Consider the following 17,596-nt stretch of genomic DNA (forward strand, 5'->3'; position numbering starts at 1 on the left):
AAAAAAGTAAAGAGCCCCGAACAACGTTCGAGGCTCTAATAATCCCCTAAGAACTAATTAATAGCTCGTTATTAACCCTTAATTAATAACAATGTAAATGTCATAAATAAAATAATGCCATACTATACGTAGAACTACGTATTTTTAGAGATATTTTAGATTTTCTTTGGCAAAGAAATACAAACTTGCTGATTTTGAGTCTAATGCAAGTTTGCGTCTAATGTTATTTTTATGTTTTTCTACTGTTCTTACCGAAATAAAGAGCTCTTTTGCTATTTCGGTAGCTGTTTTATTGGCGCCAATGAGCCTAAAAATTTTGGTTTCAGCTTGGGTTAAGGTGTCTAATCCTTTTGGTGCTTCGTCTACTTCGATATAGGCCAAAAGCTCTGGGCTAAAATAAGGTCTGTTTTTAACAACTGAAGATATACAATTTTCTATTTCGTCTAAGGCAAATTCTTTTAGTACATAACCGTAAATTCCAAGTTTCTTGGCTTCGTTATATATTTTTTCGTCTTTTTCGAAAGTAATAAGTATAATCTTGGTTGTAATTTTAGCTTGTATGCACTTCTCGGCGATTTGCAAACCTGTGTAAAAAGGCATTTTTATATCTAAAATGGCGATTTGTGGAACATGAGCCTTTATCAATGTGAGTGCTTCTTTACCATTTTTGGCACTCGCTAAAACATTAAATCCATTTTCAGACAAAAAGTCTTCAAGACCTTTTAGAACCAAAGGATGATCATCTGCAATTATGATGGTTGGATTCATTATGCAATTAATTCAACTAGGGATTTAAATATACTAAGAATCTTTAGGTAATGAAATTTCTTTTAGTTTTAAGTAAAGATATTTTTTTTCGTAGTCAATAATGGCCTTCCCTTTTTTTAGAACATCAGCACCAATAATACCATCTACAGGATCAGCATTATGGTTTATAAGCCCGTTGTTAACATGCGAAAGGTTGAATAAAATTAGGGCGACACGATTTTTTTTCCAAGTCCCAATTCTTAAGTTATTTGAATTAGAAATCTGTGTGGACATATTAGAAGCACCAGCACCAACAGCTTTTATTTCAGAATCTTTTACTTTAAGGTTAAAACGGTTTATAGCCTCAAAACCAACACAGCTACTCGAGGCACCAGTATCTAAAATAAATCGTCCTTTGACACCGTTTATAGAAGCTCTAATTTCAAAATGATTGGTTTTGGTGAGTTTGAGCTTTATCTTAGAGTAGCCTTTATCAATAAGAAAATCTTTTAATGGTTCCATTTTTAAAATTTGTGCAAATATAATATTCTAAACGATTATTTTTGAAAAATGGTTATAACAGATACACATACGCATTTATACATAGAGGCTTTTGATGAAGATAGACGAGAGATGATCGAGAGAGCCCTAGAGGGTAACGTCACCCGTTTTTTTATTCCAGCTATAGACTCCCACTACACGGAATCAATGCTACAGCTTGAAAAGGATTTTCCTGAGCATATTTTTTTAATGATGGGATTGCACCCTACACATGTTAAAGCCAATTTTAAAGAAGAATTAAAACACGTAGAGCATATGCTTCAAAAGCGAAAGTTCTATGCCATTGGTGAAATAGGTATCGATTTGTATTGGGACAAAAGTACTTTAGATATTCAGATTGAAGCTTTTAGACATCAAATAAGTTTAGCAAAACAATATAGGCTGCCGATTGTTATTCATTGCCGTGATGCTTTTGATGAAATTTTTAGTGTTTTAGAACAAGAGAAATCAGAAGATTTATTCGGTATTTTTCATTGTTTTACTGGGACATTAGAAGATGCACACAAAGCCATATCCTATAATATGAGATTAGGAATTGGGGGTGTAGTGACCTTCAAGAATGGGAAAATAGATCAATTTATTAATCAAATAGATTTAAAACATATTGTCCTGGAAACAGATGCACCTTATCTGGCCCCTAAACCATATCGTGGTAAAAGAAATGAAAGCCTATACATTAATAAGGTATTAGAAAAATTATCCGAACTTTACGGAATAAGCAAGCAAGAGATTGCAAAAATTACAACTGAAAATTCAAAACAAGTATTTGGTATTTAATATATGAGAAAACCCAATATTTTACTTATATATACAGGTGGTACAATTGGAATGGTAAAAGATGCAGATACTGGCGTTCTTAAAGCTTTTGATTTTGATAGTTTATTAGTAAGAATTCCGGAAATAAGATTGTTAGAGTGCGTTATAGAGACTGTGTCCTTCGAGGAACCCATAGACTCTTCAAATATGAATCCAATATATTGGGAAGCCATGGCAAAGATCATAGAAGCCAATTACGAAAAATTTGATGGTTTTGTGGTATTGCATGGTAGTGATACCATGAGTTATTCGGCTTCTGTTTTGAGCTTTATGTTAGAAAACTTAGAAAAACCAGTCGTATTTACAGGATCTCAATTGCCCATCGGTGATTTACGAACGGATGCCAAAGAAAACCTAATTACGTCAATTCAACTAGCGTCCCTTCATAACGATAGAATTCCTGTAATTCGAGAAGTGTGCCTGTATTTTGAATATAAACTCTATCGGGGAAACAGAACCACTAAGATTAATGCCGAGCATTTTGAAGCTTTTGATTCACCAAATTATCCAACATTGGCAGAATCGGGTGTTCATTTAAAAATTAATGATGAGCTTCTGCGAAAAGAAAAATATAAAGAAAAACTTATTGTAAGAACCCAATTAGATACAAATATTGGAGTATTGAAATTATTTCCAGGCATTTCGGAGCCTCTAGTGCAAGCCATCTTAAATACAAAAGGTTTAAGAGGTCTAATTATTGAAACCTATGGATCAGGAAATGCAACAACGGAAAAATGGTTTATAGATTTGCTAGAGAAAGCTATCAATAGGGGTTTGCATGTTATTAATGTTACCCAATGTTCAGGTGGTGGCGTTATAATGGGAAAGTACGATACAAGTTCCCAGCTGGAGCATATAGGTATTATATCTGGTAAGGATATTACAACAGAAGCTGCAGTAGCTAAATTAATGTACCTCTTGGGTTATAATATTAGCTCTGAAGAATTCCAATTCTATTTTGAAAAATCACTAAGAGGCGAAATGACTTAAAATTAACGACACAAATTTTAGTGTTTAAAGTTTTTTTTGTTATTTGGCACACCGTAATTTTTATCAAAACCTACAGAGAGGTGGCCGAGTGGTCGAAGGCGCACGCCTGGAAAGTGTGTATACTCCAAAAGGGTATCGAGGGTTCGAATCCCTTCCTCTCTGCTTAGATTTTAGGAAAAGGTTACATTATTTTTTTTATCTTTAACACTTTAACTAATAAAATTAAGATTAAGAACAATGAAAAGATTATTTTCTATCCTCGCCATAACCTGTTTAATGGCTATCGGAACTGTTAACGTTAATGCAACGACTTTAGCGTCTACAACTGCAACAGCTACAGTAACTAGTGTAACTCAAGATGACGCTTCAGACGCAGATTTGAGTTTCCATCAAGAATTAAAAAAGCGTTTTATTGAAGGTGGCCCAGGCTTTATGGGTATTGTACTATTATGTTTAATTCTTGGTCTAGCGATTGCTATAGAGAGAATTATCTTCTTAAATCTTTCAACTACAAATACTAAAAAACTAACCCAAAATGTAGAAGATGCACTAGCATCTGGAGGAATTGAAGCAGCTAAAGAAGTGTGTAGAAATACAAAAGGGCCAGTTGCCTCTATTTTCTATCAAGGTTTAGACAGAGCAGATGAGGATATTGATGCGGCAGAAAAGGCTGTAGTAGCTTATGGTGGAGTTCAAATGGGACAATTAGAAAAGAACGTATCTTGGATTTCCTTATTTATTGCCTTAGCGCCTATGCTTGGTTTCATGGGAACGGTAATTGGTATGATTCAAGCATTCGATAAAATTGAAGCCGCTGGTGACATGCAGCCATCATTGGTAGCAGGTGGTATTAAAGTAGCACTTTTAACTACGGTATTTGGTCTTATTGTGGCTATTATCCTTCAAATTTTCTACAATTATATTATTGCTAAGATTGATAGTATTGTAAACGATATGGAAGATGCGTCGATCACATTAATGGATTTACTGGTAAGACACAAAAAATAACAAAGACCACACTAAATTATGTTACATAAAATATTAAGAATAGTAGCTTTAATTCTCAGCGTAGCTGGTATCTTTTTCTTAGGAAGGATCATAGCTGAAGGCGATGATGAAATTAAAGCAGCGGCTCTAGCAGGTGATACTGCCATCGTTGAGCCAATGGCAATAGTTGCTTACATTATATTAGGACTGGTTTTATTATTTGTGTTGGTTTTTGTAGTTAAAAATCTATTTACAAATACTTCAGGCTTAAAAAATACGTTAATAGGAGTAGGAGCATTTGCGGCAGTATTAATCATCTCTTATGTGATTTCAGTTGGGCCAGACGAATCTTTTACTGCAGGACTTTACAAGTATGGTGATACTATGGCAACTGAAAGTGAATCAAAAGTTGTTGGTGGCGGTTTAATCGCTTTCTATATTTTGATCGTCATTGCAGCAGTCTCAATGATTTTCTCTGGAGTTAAAAAAACAATTAGCAAATAATTAAGGTATGGCAAAAAGAGCAGCACCAGAAGTAAATGCAGGATCAATGGCTGACATTGCCTTCTTATTACTTATTTTCTTCTTAGTAACAACAACTATAGAAAAAGATAAGGGATTGTTAAGAAGTTTGCCGCCTATTGATGATTCTGAAGTAGAGCCACCTATAATTAAGCAGAAAAATCTTTTTACGGTGCTTATTAACCGTCGGAATCAATTGCTCGTAGAAGAAGAGCAAATGGAATTAAAAGATTTGAGACAGGCGGCAATAGATTTCCTTGATAATGGAGGAGGCACCAATGCAGCAGGTGAAAGTTGTGATTACTGCAAAGGAAAAAGAGACGCATCATCATCTGACCATCCAGATAAGGCGATTATCTCTATGAAACATGATAGAGAAACATCCTATGAGCAATATATGGATGTTCAGAACGAACTTGTAGCAGCCTATAATTTCTTGAGAGAGCGTGAAGCAGAGCGTTTGTATAGGAGATTTTATCCAGATGCAGAGAATGTTTATAAAGCCATGCTAGCTGAGAAAGAGAAGAACCAGTTTAGCAAGGATACCATTTTAAATGGTCGCATTGATGCTATCAAGAAGTTATACCCGATGAAGTTATCAGAGGCAGAACCAGATAAAAGTTAAAAAGTAACAGATATGTCAAAATTTAAAAAAGGAAAATCAGGAGATTTGCCGGCGATTTCAACGGCATCCTTACCAGATATTGTATTTATGTTGCTTTTCTTTTTCATGGTAGCAACAGTAATGCGCGATAGTAGTTTAATGATTGAGAATGTGCTACCAAGTGCAGATCAGGTAGAAAAATTGAAGAAGGACAGAACAGCATTTATTTATGCTGGTAAACCCAGTAGTTCATTTTCTCAATTAGGAACAGAGCCAGTTATCCAATTTAACGATGCAATCATTAGTGTTGAGGAAGTGCAATCAAGCGTATTAGCAGCTCAAGCAGAATTAGTTGAAGAATTACAACCTAAATTTGTAGTGGGTCTTAAAATAGACAAAAACACACATGCAGGTTTAGTATCGGATATTAAACAAGAACTTAGAAAGGCAAACACATTAAAGGTAATGTATATTGCTAATGCTAGAGCAGAATAAACAATAGTCTTAATTTTATACAAGAAACGTCCTGATTACTTCAGGACGTTTTTATTTTATGTCGTTTAAAAGATTTTGTAGATTTATCTCTATGAAGAATGCACACTTGGTTTTTATATTTTTGATTAGCTGTTTTGGTTTTTCACAGGATGATGACAATTCGGATAAATCAGAACTATACAAGAACTATCGAGAAGATCAATTTTATATTTCGGTTACTTATAATCTTCTAGGTGCAAAACCTAATGATGTCAATCAAAGTGGCTTCTCTACAGGATTTCATTTCGGTTTTATTAGAGATATGCCAATTAATGAAAAAAGAAATGTAGCTATTGGTATTGGATTAGGGTTGTCTTCAAACTCATATAATCAAAATATAGCTATCTTAGAAACCAATAACGAGATCACATTTAACGTCATAGACGAAAGTGAAGTTAATGTCTCTAAGAATAAGTTTACTACTTATTTGTTAGAAGTACCTTTTGAGTTTAGATGGAGAAGATCTAATGCTACAAACTATAATTTTTTAAGACTATATCCAGGATTTAAGATAGGGTATCTTTTTTATAATTCTACAAAGTTTATAAGCGATAGTGGTGATGTAAAATTATCTAATATCGATGAGTTCAATAGGCTTCAATATGGTCTAACACTAAGCGCAGGATACGGAACCTGGAATTTCCATGCCTATTATGGTCTTAATCCAATATTTGATAATTCGGTAAGACTGGACGGTCAACCTATAGATATGAGATTTTTTAAAATTGGTTTAATGTTCTATATACTATAACCAATAATTCATTAATACTAATTGTGGAAAGAGTCCGGTAAATACACCAATAATCAACTCTTGGTTGGTATGCGCCCTTAAATGTAAGCGAGATGTTGCAATTGCTCCCAAAATAACCATCATTAGAGCAATTGTGCCATTAATATTTATCTTAAAATGTATACCAATTGCAACAGCAAACATAAAGAAGCCAGAAGCGGCTATCATATGGATGCTTGCTTTTACTTTAAAAATAGCCATTATAAAACAAGCTAAAGTAGAGCACAAAATACCAACAAAGAAATAATAGAGCTCTATTATCTCATTAGGCGTTAAAACTCTTATGAGAATTAGTGTTATTATTATACAATTAATAGCTAGCGGGATTAAACGTTCTTTGGTGCTTTTTAAGTAAATGGTGTTAACCTTGTTTAAGGTTTTAAGTAAAAAGAAAAGTAGTATTGGAAGTATGATCGTTAAAATAATGATAGAGAAAATTTTAGCGCTTTTAACTGGCTCTGGTATAAAACGAGGGGTCTTATGAAAGTAAAACATAACCCCTAGTAAAGGCATAATCAATGGATGAAAAACAAAGGATATGCTTTTTAGAATAAAATCTTTCATCCGTTCAGTTTTATATTAAAGCTCTTTTCTTAATCGAGCTACAGGGATATCTAATTGTTCTCTGTATTTAGCAACAGTGCGCCTAGCGATTGGGTAACCTTTTTCTTTAAGGATTTTTGATAAGGCTTCGTCAGTAAGAGGTTTCTTTTTGTTTTCCTCTTCAATAACCGTTTCTAGAATCTTTTTTATTTCTCTTGTAGATACTTCTTCACCTTGGTCGTTGGTCATAGATTCGGAAAAGAACTCTTTAATCAACTTGGTTCCATAAGGTGTATCAACATACTTGCTATTTGCTACACGGGATATTGTAGACACGTCCATGTCAATTTCATCGGCAATATCCTTTAAAATCATAGGACGTAGTTTTCGCTCATCGCCTGTTAAAAAGTATTCTTTTTGGTAGTGCATTATGGCACTCATCGTCACAAAGAGCGTTTGTTGACGTTGTCTCACAGCTTCAATAAACCATTTAGCGGCATCTAGTTTCTGCTTAATAAATAGTACGGCGTCTTTTTGAGCTTTGGACTTATTTTTAGTGTCTTTGTAGCCCTTTAGCATGTTGTTATATTCACGAGAAACATGAAGTTCAGGCGCATTTCTGCCATTCAAAGTTAGCACTAGTTCACCATCAACTATTTTAATGGCAAAGTCCGGAACAATATGCTCAACAATTTTGTTATTGCCTGCATACGAACCACCTGGTTTAGGATTAAGCCGTTCAATTTCTTCAATGGCATCTTTTAGCTGCTCTTCATTGACACTAAACTTTTGCATCAATTTTTTGTAATGCTTTTTGGTAAATTGTTCAAAAGTTTTATTGATTATTGCCGAAGCTAGCTCAATATCAGGGTTTTGCTCTTTTCTACTTAACTGAATACTAAGACATTCTTGAAGATTCCGTGCAGCAACACCTGCAGGATCTAATTGCTGTACTACTTTAAGCACTTTTTCTACTTCTTCTTCTGTAGTGTAAATATTTTGCGTAAAGGCTAAATCATCGGTAATATCTGATAACGAACGACGTATGTAACCACTCTCGTCGACACTGCCCACTAAGAAATAGGCAATTTCTTGGGTTTGTTCAGAAAGTCTAAATGTATTTAATTGATTAATTAAATGTTGGGTAAATGAAGTGCCAGCAGCATAAGGGACGCGCTTTTCCTCATCATCTGAACTATAATTATTGGCTTGTGTACGATAATCCGGTATCTCATCATCACTTAGATACTCATCTACATTAATGTCATCGGCATTAATAGTTTCGTTATCGTTAAAGTCGTCAACAGAATTATCAAATTCATCAAAATTATCATCAGAAGTATCCGATTCTTTTCCAGTATCTAGTGCAGGATTTTCTTCGAGTTCTTGTTTTAAACGTTGTTCAAAAGCTTGGGTAGGAAGCTGAATCAACTTCATTAGTTGAATCTGCTGAGGCGACAGCTTTTGCGAAAGTTTAAATTGTAAATACTGCTTTAATGACATAGGATTTCCTTAGCGATAAAGGTAATTAAAACTCTGCATTTTGCGGTGTTCTTGGATAAGGAATTACGTCTCTAATATTGCTCATTCCAGTGGCAAACATTACAAGTCTTTCAAAACCTAAACCAAATCCAGAATGTACTGCTGTTCCGTATTTACGAAGGTCTAGGTACCACCATAATTCTTCTTCAGGTATGTCGAGTGCCTTCATCTTTTCCTTTAACACGTCTAAACGTTCTTCACGTTGCGATCCACCAACCATTTCACCCACTCCAGGGAAAAGGACATCCATGGCTCTCACCGTTTTTCCGTCGTCGTTTAAGCGCATATAAAAGGCCTTTATATTTGCAGGATAATCAAACAAAATAACAGGGCACTTAAAGTGTTTTTCAACTAGATAACGCTCGTGTTCTGATTGCAAATCGGCACCCCATTCTTCTATCAGGTATTTAAACTTTTTCTTTTTATTTGGTTTACTATTTCTTAGGATATCTATGGCTTCAGTATAACTAACGCGTTTAAAGTTGTTGTCTACGACAAACTTAATTTTGTCAATGAGATTCATTGGGCTTCGCTCTACCTGAGGTAATTTCTTTTCTTCGTCTTGCAAGCGTTTATCCAAGAATTCCAAATCTTCTTTATTGTGCTCTAAAGCATAGCTGAGCACAGACTTTAGAAAGTCTTCAGCCAAATCCATATTACCTGCCAAATCCATAAAAGCGACTTCTGGCTCTATCATCCAGAACTCCGCCAAATGGCGAGATGTGTTAGAGTTTTCTGCTCTAAATGTTGGGCCAAATGTATATACTTTTCCGAGAGACATAGCGTAAGTTTCGGCTTCTAATTGACCTGAAACCGTAAGATTGGTTTCTTTGCCAAAAAAGTCTTCTTTATAATTAACGTCTCCATCATCATTCAACGGTGGATTTTTTGCATCTAGAGTACTTACACGAAACATTTCACCTGCACCTTCAGCATCACTACCAGTAATAATAGGAGTGTGCATGTTATAAAACCCATTTTCGGTAAAATATTTATGAATGGCGAACGAAAGTGAAGAGCAAATACGCATTACGGCACTAAAGGTATTGGTTCTGGTACGTAGATGTGCATTTTCCCTTAGAAACTCAAACGAATGCTTTTTGGGTTGAATGGGATACGTCTCAGGGTCAGAATCTCCTAGAATTATTAGTTCTTTAACTTGTATTTCTACAGATTGTCCTTTTCCTTGACTTTCAACCAGTTCTCCAGTAACATGCATAGCAGCACCTGTTGTAATTCGTTTTAAGACATCTTCCTCAAAATTTTCAAAATCAACAACACATTGAATATTATTTATGGTAGAACCGTCATTTAAGGCTATAAAGCGATTTGCCCTAAAGGTTCTTACCCAACCTTTTACGGAAACATCTTGTAAAGTGATATCTTCTGACCTCGTGCCGCCTATAGCTTTAGCGGTAGAGCATAATAATTCTGCTACTGTTTTTGTTGTCATTTTAAATTATTTTGAAATGCTAAGATAATTGTTCTTGATTTTTTTCCATATGATCTTCAGGTTCGTCTTCTGAAGGGATAATATCTATGGCCGGTTTACGCAATACTTCTTTATTGGCAATATTACGTTCTAATGATAATAAAAGTGATGGTAATAATAATAAGTTAGAAAGCATGGCAAATAATAAGGTTATTGAGACCAATGCTCCTAAAGCTACCGTGCCGCCAAAACTCGAAATGGTAAATACCGAAAATCCGAAGAAAAGCACTATTGAAGTGTAGAACATACTAATACCCGTTTCTCGCAAGGCGGCGTAGACCGATTTTCTAATTTTCCAATGGTTGGCTTGTAATTCTTGTCTATATTTTGCCAAGAAATGTATCGTATCATCCACCGAAATTCCAAAAGCGATACTAAAGACTAATATTGTAGATGGCTTAATAGGTACGCCAACATAACCCATTAAGCCAGCTGTTACTAATAGTGGTAATAAGTTTGGAATTAACGAAACGATAATCATTCTAACGGAACGAAATAAATATGCCATAAATAATGATATCAAGAAAATGGCTAGTGATAACGAAATAACCAAATTTCTTACCAAATATTTAGTGCCTTTTTGAAATACCAGAGCCTTACCTGTCATAGTAACCTCATAACGTTCCTCTGGAAAAAGTTTATCGATTTTGTTTTGAAGGGTTTCTTGAATGCGTTCCATTTTATCGGTCCCAATATCTTTCATAAAAGTGGTGACTCGCGCATACTGACCTGTACTATCCACAAAGTTTTTTAATAGATCGATATCTGATGACGAATTCTTAGCATAGGATAAAATAAAGCTATTCTCCTGGCTTGTTGGTAATTGATAATATTTTGGATTCCCATTGTAGTAGGCTTGTTTACTGTATTTAACGAGGCTTACAACAGAGATAGGTTTTGATAATTCTGGGATATCTTCTATAAGTTCTTCGAGTTCGTTAATGCGCTTTAAGGTTGCCAACTTCATAACGCCTTTTTTGCGTTTGGTATCTACCATGATTTCTAGTGGCATAATACCATTAAATTCATCTTCAAAAAAGCGGATATCCTTAAAAAACTGTTTGTCTTTTGGCATGTCTTCAATCAAACTACCAGAAATCTCAATTTTGTTTATACCAATCATACTGGCCATTATCAAAATAAAGGCAGTGACATAAATGGTTATTTTCTTGTGTTTTACCATGCGCTCCATCCAGTCCACAAATCCGCCAATCCAACGTTTATTGAGATGCTCTAGATGACGTTCTTTAGGGTATGGTAAAAATGTATACATTATTGGAATAATGAGTAGGCATAGGATAAAAATGGCCAGGATGCTCAATGAAGCAACAATACCAAATTCCTTTAGTAATTTGCTTTCCGTGAGAATAAAGGTAGCAAAACCAGAGGCGGTTGTGACATTGGTCATCAAAGTGGCATTGCCTATTTTTGTGATAACGCGCTGAAGTGATTTTACCTTGTTGCCATGAGATCTTACCTCGTGTTGGTATTTGTTGATTAAGAAAATACAATTAGGAATGCCAATAACTATAATTAAAGGTGGAATTAAAGCTGTAAGGACTGTAATTTCATAACCTAAGAGCCCAAGTATTCCAAAAGTCCACATCACGCCAACACAAACAACTATGAGTGAAATGAATGTGGCCCTGAAAGATCTAAAGAACAAAAAGAAAATAAAAGACGTTATAAAAAGAGCCGCACCGATGAAGATAGGGATTTCATCAACAATGTTTTGAGAGTTGAGCGTTCTTATGTAGGGCATGCCCGAGACCCTAACATCGAGATTGGTTGCTGTTTTAAAATCCTCAATTTTTTTGTCGAGAATATTGATTATAAAATCCTTTCTCGCGGATGTATTTACAATCTCCTTTTTCAAATAGATGGCCGTACGTATCGTTTTGGTCTCTGCATTAAATAGAAAGTTATCGTAAAAAGGATATTTTTTAAACAAATCCTTTTGAAGGGTATTGATTTGTTCTAAACTAGTGATAGAATCTTTTATAAAGGGTTCTAAATCAAACTGTTCTTTTTGAGTGTTTTTAACCAGTTTTTGAAGGTCCTTAATTGACAAAACGGTTTCAACTTCATCGTAAGACTTGAAGGATTCGGCAAGTCTATTCCAGCTATTAAGCTGTTTTATGGAAAAAATACTAGAGTCTTTTACACCAAGGACAATAAGATTGCCTTCTTCCCCAAAGACCTTTAAAAAATCATTATAGATGAGATTAACTTCGTGATCATCAGGTAGCATATTGGCTTCGGTATATGTGAAACGCATATGCTTCCACTGCATGCTAAAAAACACAGTCGCCACTATTACAGCAATGAGAATAAATATTTTGTTGCGAAGAATTATTCTCGCAACAGCCTCCCAAAATCCTGTAGTTAATAGTTTGAACATACCAAAAACGACTACCTTAGAGATGGCTCATAAGGTATTAATTGAAATAAATGTTTTATTTAGACATAGCCATTATTCTAACTAAATCTCGCTTAGCGAGAAATGAGCCGCAAAGGTAGAAAAAACCTAAGGATTAGCCAGTAAATTAACAGTATTATAATTTAAATTACAGGGAGATGTTAAAGGTAAATTTAAAAGCAAAATTGTCTTCAAAATTTGGGAGATGATATGCTCCATATCGATATGCAAAACTTAGTCCAAAACCAAGGAGAATTTTGTTGATCTCAAAACCAGATTCAGAGTAGAGATGATTGAGGGTATTAAACGGAATACCTTGATGCCTGCTTATACTGTTCATATCACCTAAGGCATATCTAGAAATTAGAACCAGTTGAGGTTTAAATCGCTCAGAAAACTTAAAAGGCTTTAAATAATGCTTTAGCTGTAGCGTAGAAAACTTATCACTAAAAAACTCATTAAAAAACATGGTTTCAAAACTATTAAGACCAGCAACAGAAAACCGTTGTAATATAGTTTCTTTGTTAATGTTGTTTGGATATGCGTGATACAAATGCGTAAGAGGTGTTTCGCCACCGGCAATGCCTGCAACTAAAGTTATATGGGTTATTGCATCATTTTTGTGGTTAAATTGTTGTATGGTTCTAAAGTCGAATTTTGAGAAGTTAAAATCACTGCCAAGGATAGATTTAAAACCCTGAGTAACTTGTAATGTAAATTTAGGATAACCATTTTTAGTTTCTACAACACGATCATCTTTGATGTCAAACCTACTAAAAGGACTCCATTGTAAACTTAATTTACTAGTAGTGAGGTTAAACGTGTTGTATGATCTATCATCTAAAACGAAGTTATAATTGTAAGTTGGGTTAACTTTGCTGTTGGATAGTTGTATTTCTGAAAGAAGATGATTAGATATTTTGTGCTGTAAACCTATGGACTTAGTAATGTGTCTATGAAACAAGTCTATGTTGAGTAGCCTAGGCTCAAAAAAAGTAAAAAACCGTTTGTCGGTTAAAAAAGTTGAACTCCCTGTCTCTTGTAAATCATCTGTATACGATAAATTTATCCAAGTATTTGATGCTTCGTTAACTCTAAAGCCACCTCCTAAACTAAATTTATAACGTTTATCTAAAAAACCATACACTAAATAACCATTTACTCGGTACTTTTTTGAAAAACGCTCGTTAGTAATGCCACCTAAACCTGTTCTAATACCTTCAAACTGATTGTATTTTATGAGGTAGCGTAAGTCTAAATTAAAAAAACCTATAGGTAAATAGCCATTGCCGATATTTTTTAGGAGCTCAGCTTTTTTTATTGAATCTCTCGCTATTTTAGAAGAGTCCCTTTCTTTAGAGGGACTTTGAGCAAAACTATATGTAGTAAAACAGCAAACAACAACAACAAATAGATGCCTTAGCATGTAAATGGATTAAAAAATTAAAAACTAGAAAAAGCGGTTATCCTGTTTTGAGGCTTGAAATTTTACGAAATCGGCATGTAAGAATAGAATCCTATTATTTTATCCTTTCTAAACCGTCATAATCTCACTTTCCTTAACATCAAGAATTTGATCTATTTTCTTAACGTACGAATCCGTGAGTTCTTGTACATCAATTTCTGAATTTTTCTTAAAATCTTCAGAAGCATCGGCTTTTTTGATGTCGTTCATTGCTTCTTTACGCGCATTTCGTACACCTATCTTAGCGTCTTCGGCTTCAGCTTTGGCTTGTTTGGCCAAGTCCTTTCTGCGTTCTTCAGTTAGAGGAGGGACATTTATGATAATCATTTCTCCATTATTCATAGGGTTGAAGCCCAAATTTGCAAGCATAATACCACGTTCAATTTCTTGTAGCATACTTTTTTCCCAAGGCTGAACCGAAATAGTTCTGCCATCTGGTGTGTTAACATTGGCTACCTGATTAAGTGGGGTTTGCGAACCATAGTAATCTACCATTACACTTCCAAGCATAGCAGGACTTGCCTTACCAGCTCTAATATTAACTAACTGCTTTTCTAAATGCTTTACAGCATTTTCCATAGCTTCTTTAGCAGTGTCTATTATAAATTGAATGTCTTCGTTCATAATGCTTAAATTTTTAATGGAGAACCATCAAAAGTTACGCCAAATATTATAGGTTAACTTCTGTACCAATAGGCTCACCGGAAACTACTTTGAGTAAGTTTCCTTTTTTGTTCATATCAAAAACTATAATGGGTAATTTGTTTTCTTGACTTAGTGTAAAGGCCGTAGTATCCATCACCTTGAGTCCCTTGCTTAATACATCGTCAAAAGTAATATAGTCAAACTTAACGGCATTGCTGTCTTTTTCTGGGTCCGCTGTATAAATCCCGTCCACACGTGTTCCTTTTAAAATAACATCGGCTCCAATTTCTATAGCGCGCAATACTGCTGCAGAATCCGTTGTAAAATATGGATTACCTGTTCCGCCTCCAAAAATCACCACGCGCCCTTTACTTAAATGGCTCAGTGCCTTTCTTCTAATAAAAGGTTCTGCAACTTCGTTGATTTTAATTGCTGTTTGCAAACGTGTTTTTACATCGGCATCTTCTAGCGCGTTTTGTAAAGCCAATCCGTTTATTACGGTGGCCAACATTCCCATATGGTCTCCTTGTACACGATCCATACCATTCATGGCACCAGCTACGCCTCTAAATATATTTCCTCCGCCAATAACGATGGCAACTTCTACGCCAAGATCGGTAATCTCTTTTATATCTCGTGCATATTCTGCTAAACGTTTGGGATCTATACCATATTGGCGATCTCCCATTAAAGCTTCGCCAGATAATTTGAGCAGTATTCTTTTGTATTTCATTAGTTAATTTGAAAGTTGAACAAAGCTAAACAATTATTAGCATCTGTAAAAGTGAAAAATCCCGATAACTATCGGGACTAAAAAAAAGAGCTTTTCTCAAAAAAAAGCTCTTTTAGTATTTTTACTTTAGGCTTAATTATCCTAGAGCAACACGTTTAAATACAGTGATTTCAACATCACCAATAGTTTTAACGTATTCAGCAACACTTACTTTGCTATCTTTAATAAATGCTTGATTCACCAAGGTATTGTCTTTGAAGAAACGCTTCAACTTACCCTTAGCAATATTATCTAACATCGCTTCTGGCTTACCTTCTTGGCGTAATTGATCTTTAGCAATCTCAATTTCTTTTTCGATGGTTGCAGCATCAACACCTTCTTCGTTAAGTGCTATAGGACTCATTGCAGCAGCTTGCATCGCCACGTCTTTAGCAACAACATCAGCACCCTCTACACTTGCAGATAAACCTACTAATGTAGCAATTTTGTTACCAGCATGGATGTAAGATCCAACATAAGGCGCTTCTATTTTTTCAAAAGCATTGATATCTAATTTTTCGCCGATAACACCCGTCTGCTCAATTAATTTTTCAGCAACAGTGATACCGTTAAAATCAGCAGCTAAAAAATCTTCTTTAGAATTATAGTTTAACGCCAAGTCAGCTAAATCGTGAGCCAAAGCAACGAAGTTTTCGTTCTTACCAACAAAGTCTGTTTCGCAACCTAAAACGATAGATACACCAGCTGTTTTAGCATCGTTTACTTTTGCAATAGCAGCACCTTCTGTAGATTCTCTATCGGCTCTCTTAGCAGCAACTTTTTGTCCTTTTTTACGAAGGATTTCAATGGCTTTGTCAAAATCACCATTAGCTTCAACTAATGCCTTTTTACAATCCATCATACCAGCACCAGTCGCTTTTCTTAGTTTATTTACATCTGCAGCTGTAATTTTTACAGTATTTTCCATAGTTTTTAAATTTAAAAAGTCGATTAATTGATTTTCAGCAAAGAAAAGAATTAAACGACTTTTACATATGTTCTTATTGTTATTTTATTCTTCTTCTTGAACTGCTACTTCAGCTTTTTCAGCTTTCTTAGGTTCAGTTTTTGCCTTATTGTCCTTTTCGGCACGTTCTGCTTTTCTTTCGTTTAGACCATCTTCAATTGCCGAAGCAACGATCGATAAAACTTTATTTATTGATTTTGAAGCATCATCATTTGCTGGAATTACATAATCTACCTGACGGGGGTCAGAGTTAGTATCTACCATTGCAAAGATTGGGATGTTCAATTTTTGTGCTTCCTTAATAGCAATGTGCTCTCGTAATATATCAACCACAAATATAGCACCTGGCAAACGGGTCATATCCGAAATAGAACCTAAGTTCTTTTCTAACTTAGCACGTTGGCGATCTACTTGTAAACGTTCTTTCTTTGATAAAGAATCGAAAGTCCCGTCCTTTTTCATACGATCAATAGAAGCCATTTTCTTAACAGCTTTTCTAATCGTTACAAAGTTGGTTAACATACCACCTGGCCAACGCTCAGTAATGTAAGGTTGGTTTACAGCACCTGCTTTTTCGGCTACAATGTCTTTTGCCTGCTTTTTAGTCGCTACGAATAAGATTTTCTTACCTGAAGCTGCGATCTTACTTAAAGCAGCGCAAGTCTCTTCGATCTTAGCAGCGGTTTTGTAAAGGTTAATGATGTGGATTCCGTTGCGCTCCATATAAATGTAAGGCGCCATGTTTGGATTCCATTTGCGTGTGAGGTGCCCGAAGTGTACACCTGCTTCTAGTAGTTCTTTTACTTCTACTTTTTCCATTTTTTGTAATAGTTTACGTTCTGTTGAATTAGCAATGGGCTTTTTAGCTGTTAGCTCTTGGCTATTAGCTTTAGCACATTTAGATGCTAAACTAAATCCCTCGCGCCTGGGCGTGATGGGCAACAATAACTGGTTAATTTTGCTGTTTCAATGGTTGTTGAAGACAGCTTTTTCAATAAATAAATGATGTCAATGGAGCGCGGCAGAACAACAATTATGCTTCGACTGCGCTCAACATGACATAGTTTGTGTTGGATATTAACGTTTAGAGAACTGGAATTTCTTACGCGCTTTCTTCTGACCGAATTTCTTACGCTCTACCATTCTTGGATCTCTTGTTAATAGACCTTCTGGCTTTAATATTGCTCTGTTTTCAGCATC

Annotated in this window: 19 protein-coding genes and 1 tRNA gene; 8 read left to right on the forward strand and 12 right to left on the reverse strand. The window is 35.1% G+C overall.

Annotation, left to right across the window (positions count from 1 at the left end; translation table 11 throughout):
- Positions 1 to 144: 144 nt before the first annotated feature.
- Positions 145 to 768 carry a response regulator transcription factor gene (locus tag Q0972_RS09835; RefSeq protein WP_299365352.1) on the reverse strand — a complete coding sequence of 208 codons (624 nt, stop codon included), beginning with the start codon at positions 766 to 768 and terminating at the stop codon, positions 145 to 147.
- A gap of 33 nt (positions 769 to 801) precedes the next feature.
- The gene (locus Q0972_RS09840; protein ID WP_299365354.1) at positions 802 to 1,269 is read right to left on the reverse strand and encodes a TIGR02281 family clan AA aspartic protease; all 468 of its coding nucleotides are present in this window, start codon (positions 1,267 to 1,269) and stop codon (positions 802 to 804) included.
- Between the two features lie 48 nt (positions 1,270 to 1,317).
- Here Q0972_RS09840 and Q0972_RS09845 point away from each other — a divergent pair, with 48 nt between their 5' ends.
- The 8 genes from Q0972_RS09845 to Q0972_RS09880 all read left to right on the forward strand — a co-directional run bounded on the left by Q0972_RS09845 (position 1,318) and on the right by Q0972_RS09880 (position 6,512).
- Entirely contained in the window at positions 1,318 to 2,085 is a 768-nt protein-coding gene (locus tag Q0972_RS09845; protein WP_299365356.1) for a TatD family hydrolase, read from the forward strand.
- Between the two features lie 3 nt (positions 2,086 to 2,088).
- On the forward strand, positions 2,089 to 3,114 hold the full coding sequence (locus Q0972_RS09850) for an asparaginase (RefSeq protein WP_299365358.1): 1,026 nt from the start codon (positions 2,089 to 2,091) through the stop codon (positions 3,112 to 3,114).
- Positions 3,115 to 3,188: 74 nt separating this feature from the next.
- Positions 3,189 to 3,276 (forward strand) — tRNA-Ser (locus Q0972_RS09855).
- 75 nt (positions 3,277 to 3,351) lie between these two features.
- The gene (locus tag Q0972_RS09860; RefSeq protein ID WP_299365360.1) at positions 3,352 to 4,122 is read left to right on the forward strand and encodes a MotA/TolQ/ExbB proton channel family protein; all 771 of its coding nucleotides are present in this window, start codon (positions 3,352 to 3,354) and stop codon (positions 4,120 to 4,122) included.
- Positions 4,123 to 4,140: 18 nt separating this feature from the next.
- Positions 4,141 to 4,605 carry a hypothetical protein gene (locus Q0972_RS09865; RefSeq protein ID WP_299365362.1) on the forward strand — a complete coding sequence of 155 codons (465 nt, stop codon included), beginning with the start codon at positions 4,141 to 4,143 and terminating at the stop codon, positions 4,603 to 4,605.
- Between the two features lie 7 nt (positions 4,606 to 4,612).
- Positions 4,613 to 5,248: a biopolymer transporter ExbD gene (locus Q0972_RS09870; RefSeq protein WP_299365364.1), complete on the forward strand. Its 636-nt coding sequence runs from the start codon at positions 4,613 to 4,615 to the stop codon at positions 5,246 to 5,248.
- A 12-nt stretch (positions 5,249 to 5,260) separates the two neighbouring features.
- Positions 5,261 to 5,722, forward strand: a complete 462-nt coding sequence (locus Q0972_RS09875) for a biopolymer transporter ExbD (RefSeq protein WP_299365366.1) — start codon at positions 5,261 to 5,263, stop codon at positions 5,720 to 5,722.
- A 91-nt stretch (positions 5,723 to 5,813) separates the two neighbouring features.
- Positions 5,814 to 6,512 (forward strand): porin family protein, encoded by a 699-nt coding sequence (locus tag Q0972_RS09880; RefSeq protein ID WP_299365368.1) that lies wholly within the window; start codon positions 5,814 to 5,816, stop codon positions 6,510 to 6,512.
- Here Q0972_RS09880 and Q0972_RS09885 read toward each other — a convergent pair.
- The 10 genes from Q0972_RS09885 to rpsI all read right to left on the reverse strand — a co-directional run.
- Complete coding sequence (locus Q0972_RS09885; protein WP_299365370.1) at positions 6,507 to 7,115, reverse strand: hypothetical protein; 609 nt, start codon at positions 7,113 to 7,115, stop codon at positions 6,507 to 6,509. The two genes, Q0972_RS09880 and Q0972_RS09885, sit on opposite strands and share 6 nt — an antisense overlap.
- 15 nt (positions 7,116 to 7,130) lie before the next feature.
- Entirely contained in the window at positions 7,131 to 8,597 is a 1,467-nt protein-coding gene (gene rpoN, locus Q0972_RS09890; RefSeq protein ID WP_299365372.1) for an RNA polymerase factor sigma-54, read from the reverse strand.
- Between the two features lie 25 nt (positions 8,598 to 8,622).
- Positions 8,623 to 10,089, reverse strand: coding sequence for an asparagine--tRNA ligase (gene asnS, locus Q0972_RS09895; protein WP_299365374.1), 1,467 nt, complete (start codon positions 10,087 to 10,089; stop codon positions 8,623 to 8,625).
- A gap of 19 nt (positions 10,090 to 10,108) precedes the next feature.
- The gene (locus Q0972_RS09900) at positions 10,109 to 12,529 is read right to left on the reverse strand and encodes an efflux RND transporter permease subunit (RefSeq protein WP_299365376.1); all 2,421 of its coding nucleotides are present in this window, start codon (positions 12,527 to 12,529) and stop codon (positions 10,109 to 10,111) included.
- A gap of 166 nt (positions 12,530 to 12,695) precedes the next feature.
- A complete protein-coding gene (locus Q0972_RS09905) occupies positions 12,696 to 13,973 on the reverse strand; it encodes a DUF5686 family protein (RefSeq protein ID WP_299365378.1) in 1,278 nt (425 codons plus the stop codon).
- A gap of 108 nt (positions 13,974 to 14,081) precedes the next feature.
- On the reverse strand, positions 14,082 to 14,636 hold the full coding sequence (frr, locus tag Q0972_RS09910) for a ribosome recycling factor (protein WP_299365380.1): 555 nt from the start codon (positions 14,634 to 14,636) through the stop codon (positions 14,082 to 14,084).
- Positions 14,637 to 14,682: 46 nt separating this feature from the next.
- Positions 14,683 to 15,390 carry a UMP kinase gene (gene pyrH, locus Q0972_RS09915; RefSeq protein ID WP_299365382.1) on the reverse strand — a complete coding sequence of 236 codons (708 nt, stop codon included), beginning with the start codon at positions 15,388 to 15,390 and terminating at the stop codon, positions 14,683 to 14,685.
- Between the two features lie 136 nt (positions 15,391 to 15,526).
- Positions 15,527 to 16,357 carry a translation elongation factor Ts gene (gene tsf / locus Q0972_RS09920; protein ID WP_299365384.1) on the reverse strand — a complete coding sequence of 277 codons (831 nt, stop codon included), beginning with the start codon at positions 16,355 to 16,357 and terminating at the stop codon, positions 15,527 to 15,529.
- A gap of 84 nt (positions 16,358 to 16,441) precedes the next feature.
- Positions 16,442 to 17,215 (reverse strand): 30S ribosomal protein S2, encoded by a 774-nt coding sequence (rpsB, locus tag Q0972_RS09925; protein WP_299365386.1) that lies wholly within the window; start codon positions 17,213 to 17,215, stop codon positions 16,442 to 16,444.
- A 258-nt stretch (positions 17,216 to 17,473) separates the two neighbouring features.
- The coding region (gene rpsI / locus Q0972_RS09930) for a 30S ribosomal protein S9 (RefSeq protein ID WP_299365394.1) at positions 17,474 to 17,596 on the reverse strand (123 nt) is incomplete at its 5' end.

The sequence above is a fragment of the Winogradskyella sp. genome (assembly GCF_028282165.1).
Classification (GTDB): domain Bacteria; phylum Bacteroidota; class Bacteroidia; order Flavobacteriales; family Flavobacteriaceae; genus Winogradskyella.

Bases quoted from the DNA above. Each gene is read 5' to 3' on its own strand.
- pyrH (WP_299365382.1), bottom strand. From the start codon at position 15,390: ATGAAATACAAAAGAATACTGCTCAAATTATCTGGCGAAGCTTTAATG.
- Q0972_RS09900 (WP_299365376.1), bottom strand. From the start codon at position 12,529: ATGTTCAAACTATTAACTACAGGATTTTGGGAGGCTGTTGCGAGAATA.
- Q0972_RS09865 (WP_299365362.1), top strand. From the start codon at position 4,141: ATGTTACATAAAATATTAAGAATAGTAGCTTTAATTCTCAGCGTAGCT.
- Q0972_RS09885 (WP_299365370.1), bottom strand. From the start codon at position 7,115: ATGAAAGATTTTATTCTAAAAAGCATATCCTTTGTTTTTCATCCATTG.
- asnS (WP_299365374.1), bottom strand. From the start codon at position 10,089: ATGACAACAAAAACAGTAGCAGAATTATTATGCTCTACCGCTAAAGCT.
- Q0972_RS09845 (WP_299365356.1), top strand. From the start codon at position 1,318: ATGGTTATAACAGATACACATACGCATTTATACATAGAGGCTTTTGAT.
- Q0972_RS09870 (WP_299365364.1), top strand. From the start codon at position 4,613: ATGGCAAAAAGAGCAGCACCAGAAGTAAATGCAGGATCAATGGCTGAC.
- tsf (WP_299365384.1), bottom strand. From the start codon at position 16,357: ATGGAAAATACTGTAAAAATTACAGCTGCAGATGTAAATAAACTAAGA.
- Q0972_RS09840 (WP_299365354.1), bottom strand. From the start codon at position 1,269: ATGGAACCATTAAAAGATTTTCTTATTGATAAAGGCTACTCTAAGATA.
- Q0972_RS09880 (WP_299365368.1), top strand. From the start codon at position 5,814: ATGAAGAATGCACACTTGGTTTTTATATTTTTGATTAGCTGTTTTGGT.
- Q0972_RS09835 (WP_299365352.1), bottom strand. From the start codon at position 768: ATGAATCCAACCATCATAATTGCAGATGATCATCCTTTGGTTCTAAAA.
- frr (WP_299365380.1), bottom strand. From the start codon at position 14,636: ATGAACGAAGACATTCAATTTATAATAGACACTGCTAAAGAAGCTATG.
- Q0972_RS09875 (WP_299365366.1), top strand. From the start codon at position 5,261: ATGTCAAAATTTAAAAAAGGAAAATCAGGAGATTTGCCGGCGATTTCA.
- Q0972_RS09850 (WP_299365358.1), top strand. From the start codon at position 2,089: ATGAGAAAACCCAATATTTTACTTATATATACAGGTGGTACAATTGGA.
- Q0972_RS09905 (WP_299365378.1), bottom strand. From the start codon at position 13,973: ATGCTAAGGCATCTATTTGTTGTTGTTGTTTGCTGTTTTACTACATAT.
- rpoN (WP_299365372.1), bottom strand. From the start codon at position 8,597: ATGTCATTAAAGCAGTATTTACAATTTAAACTTTCGCAAAAGCTGTCG.
- rpsB (WP_299365386.1), bottom strand. From the start codon at position 17,215: ATGGAAAAAGTAGAAGTAAAAGAACTACTAGAAGCAGGTGTACACTTC.
- Q0972_RS09860 (WP_299365360.1), top strand. From the start codon at position 3,352: ATGAAAAGATTATTTTCTATCCTCGCCATAACCTGTTTAATGGCTATC.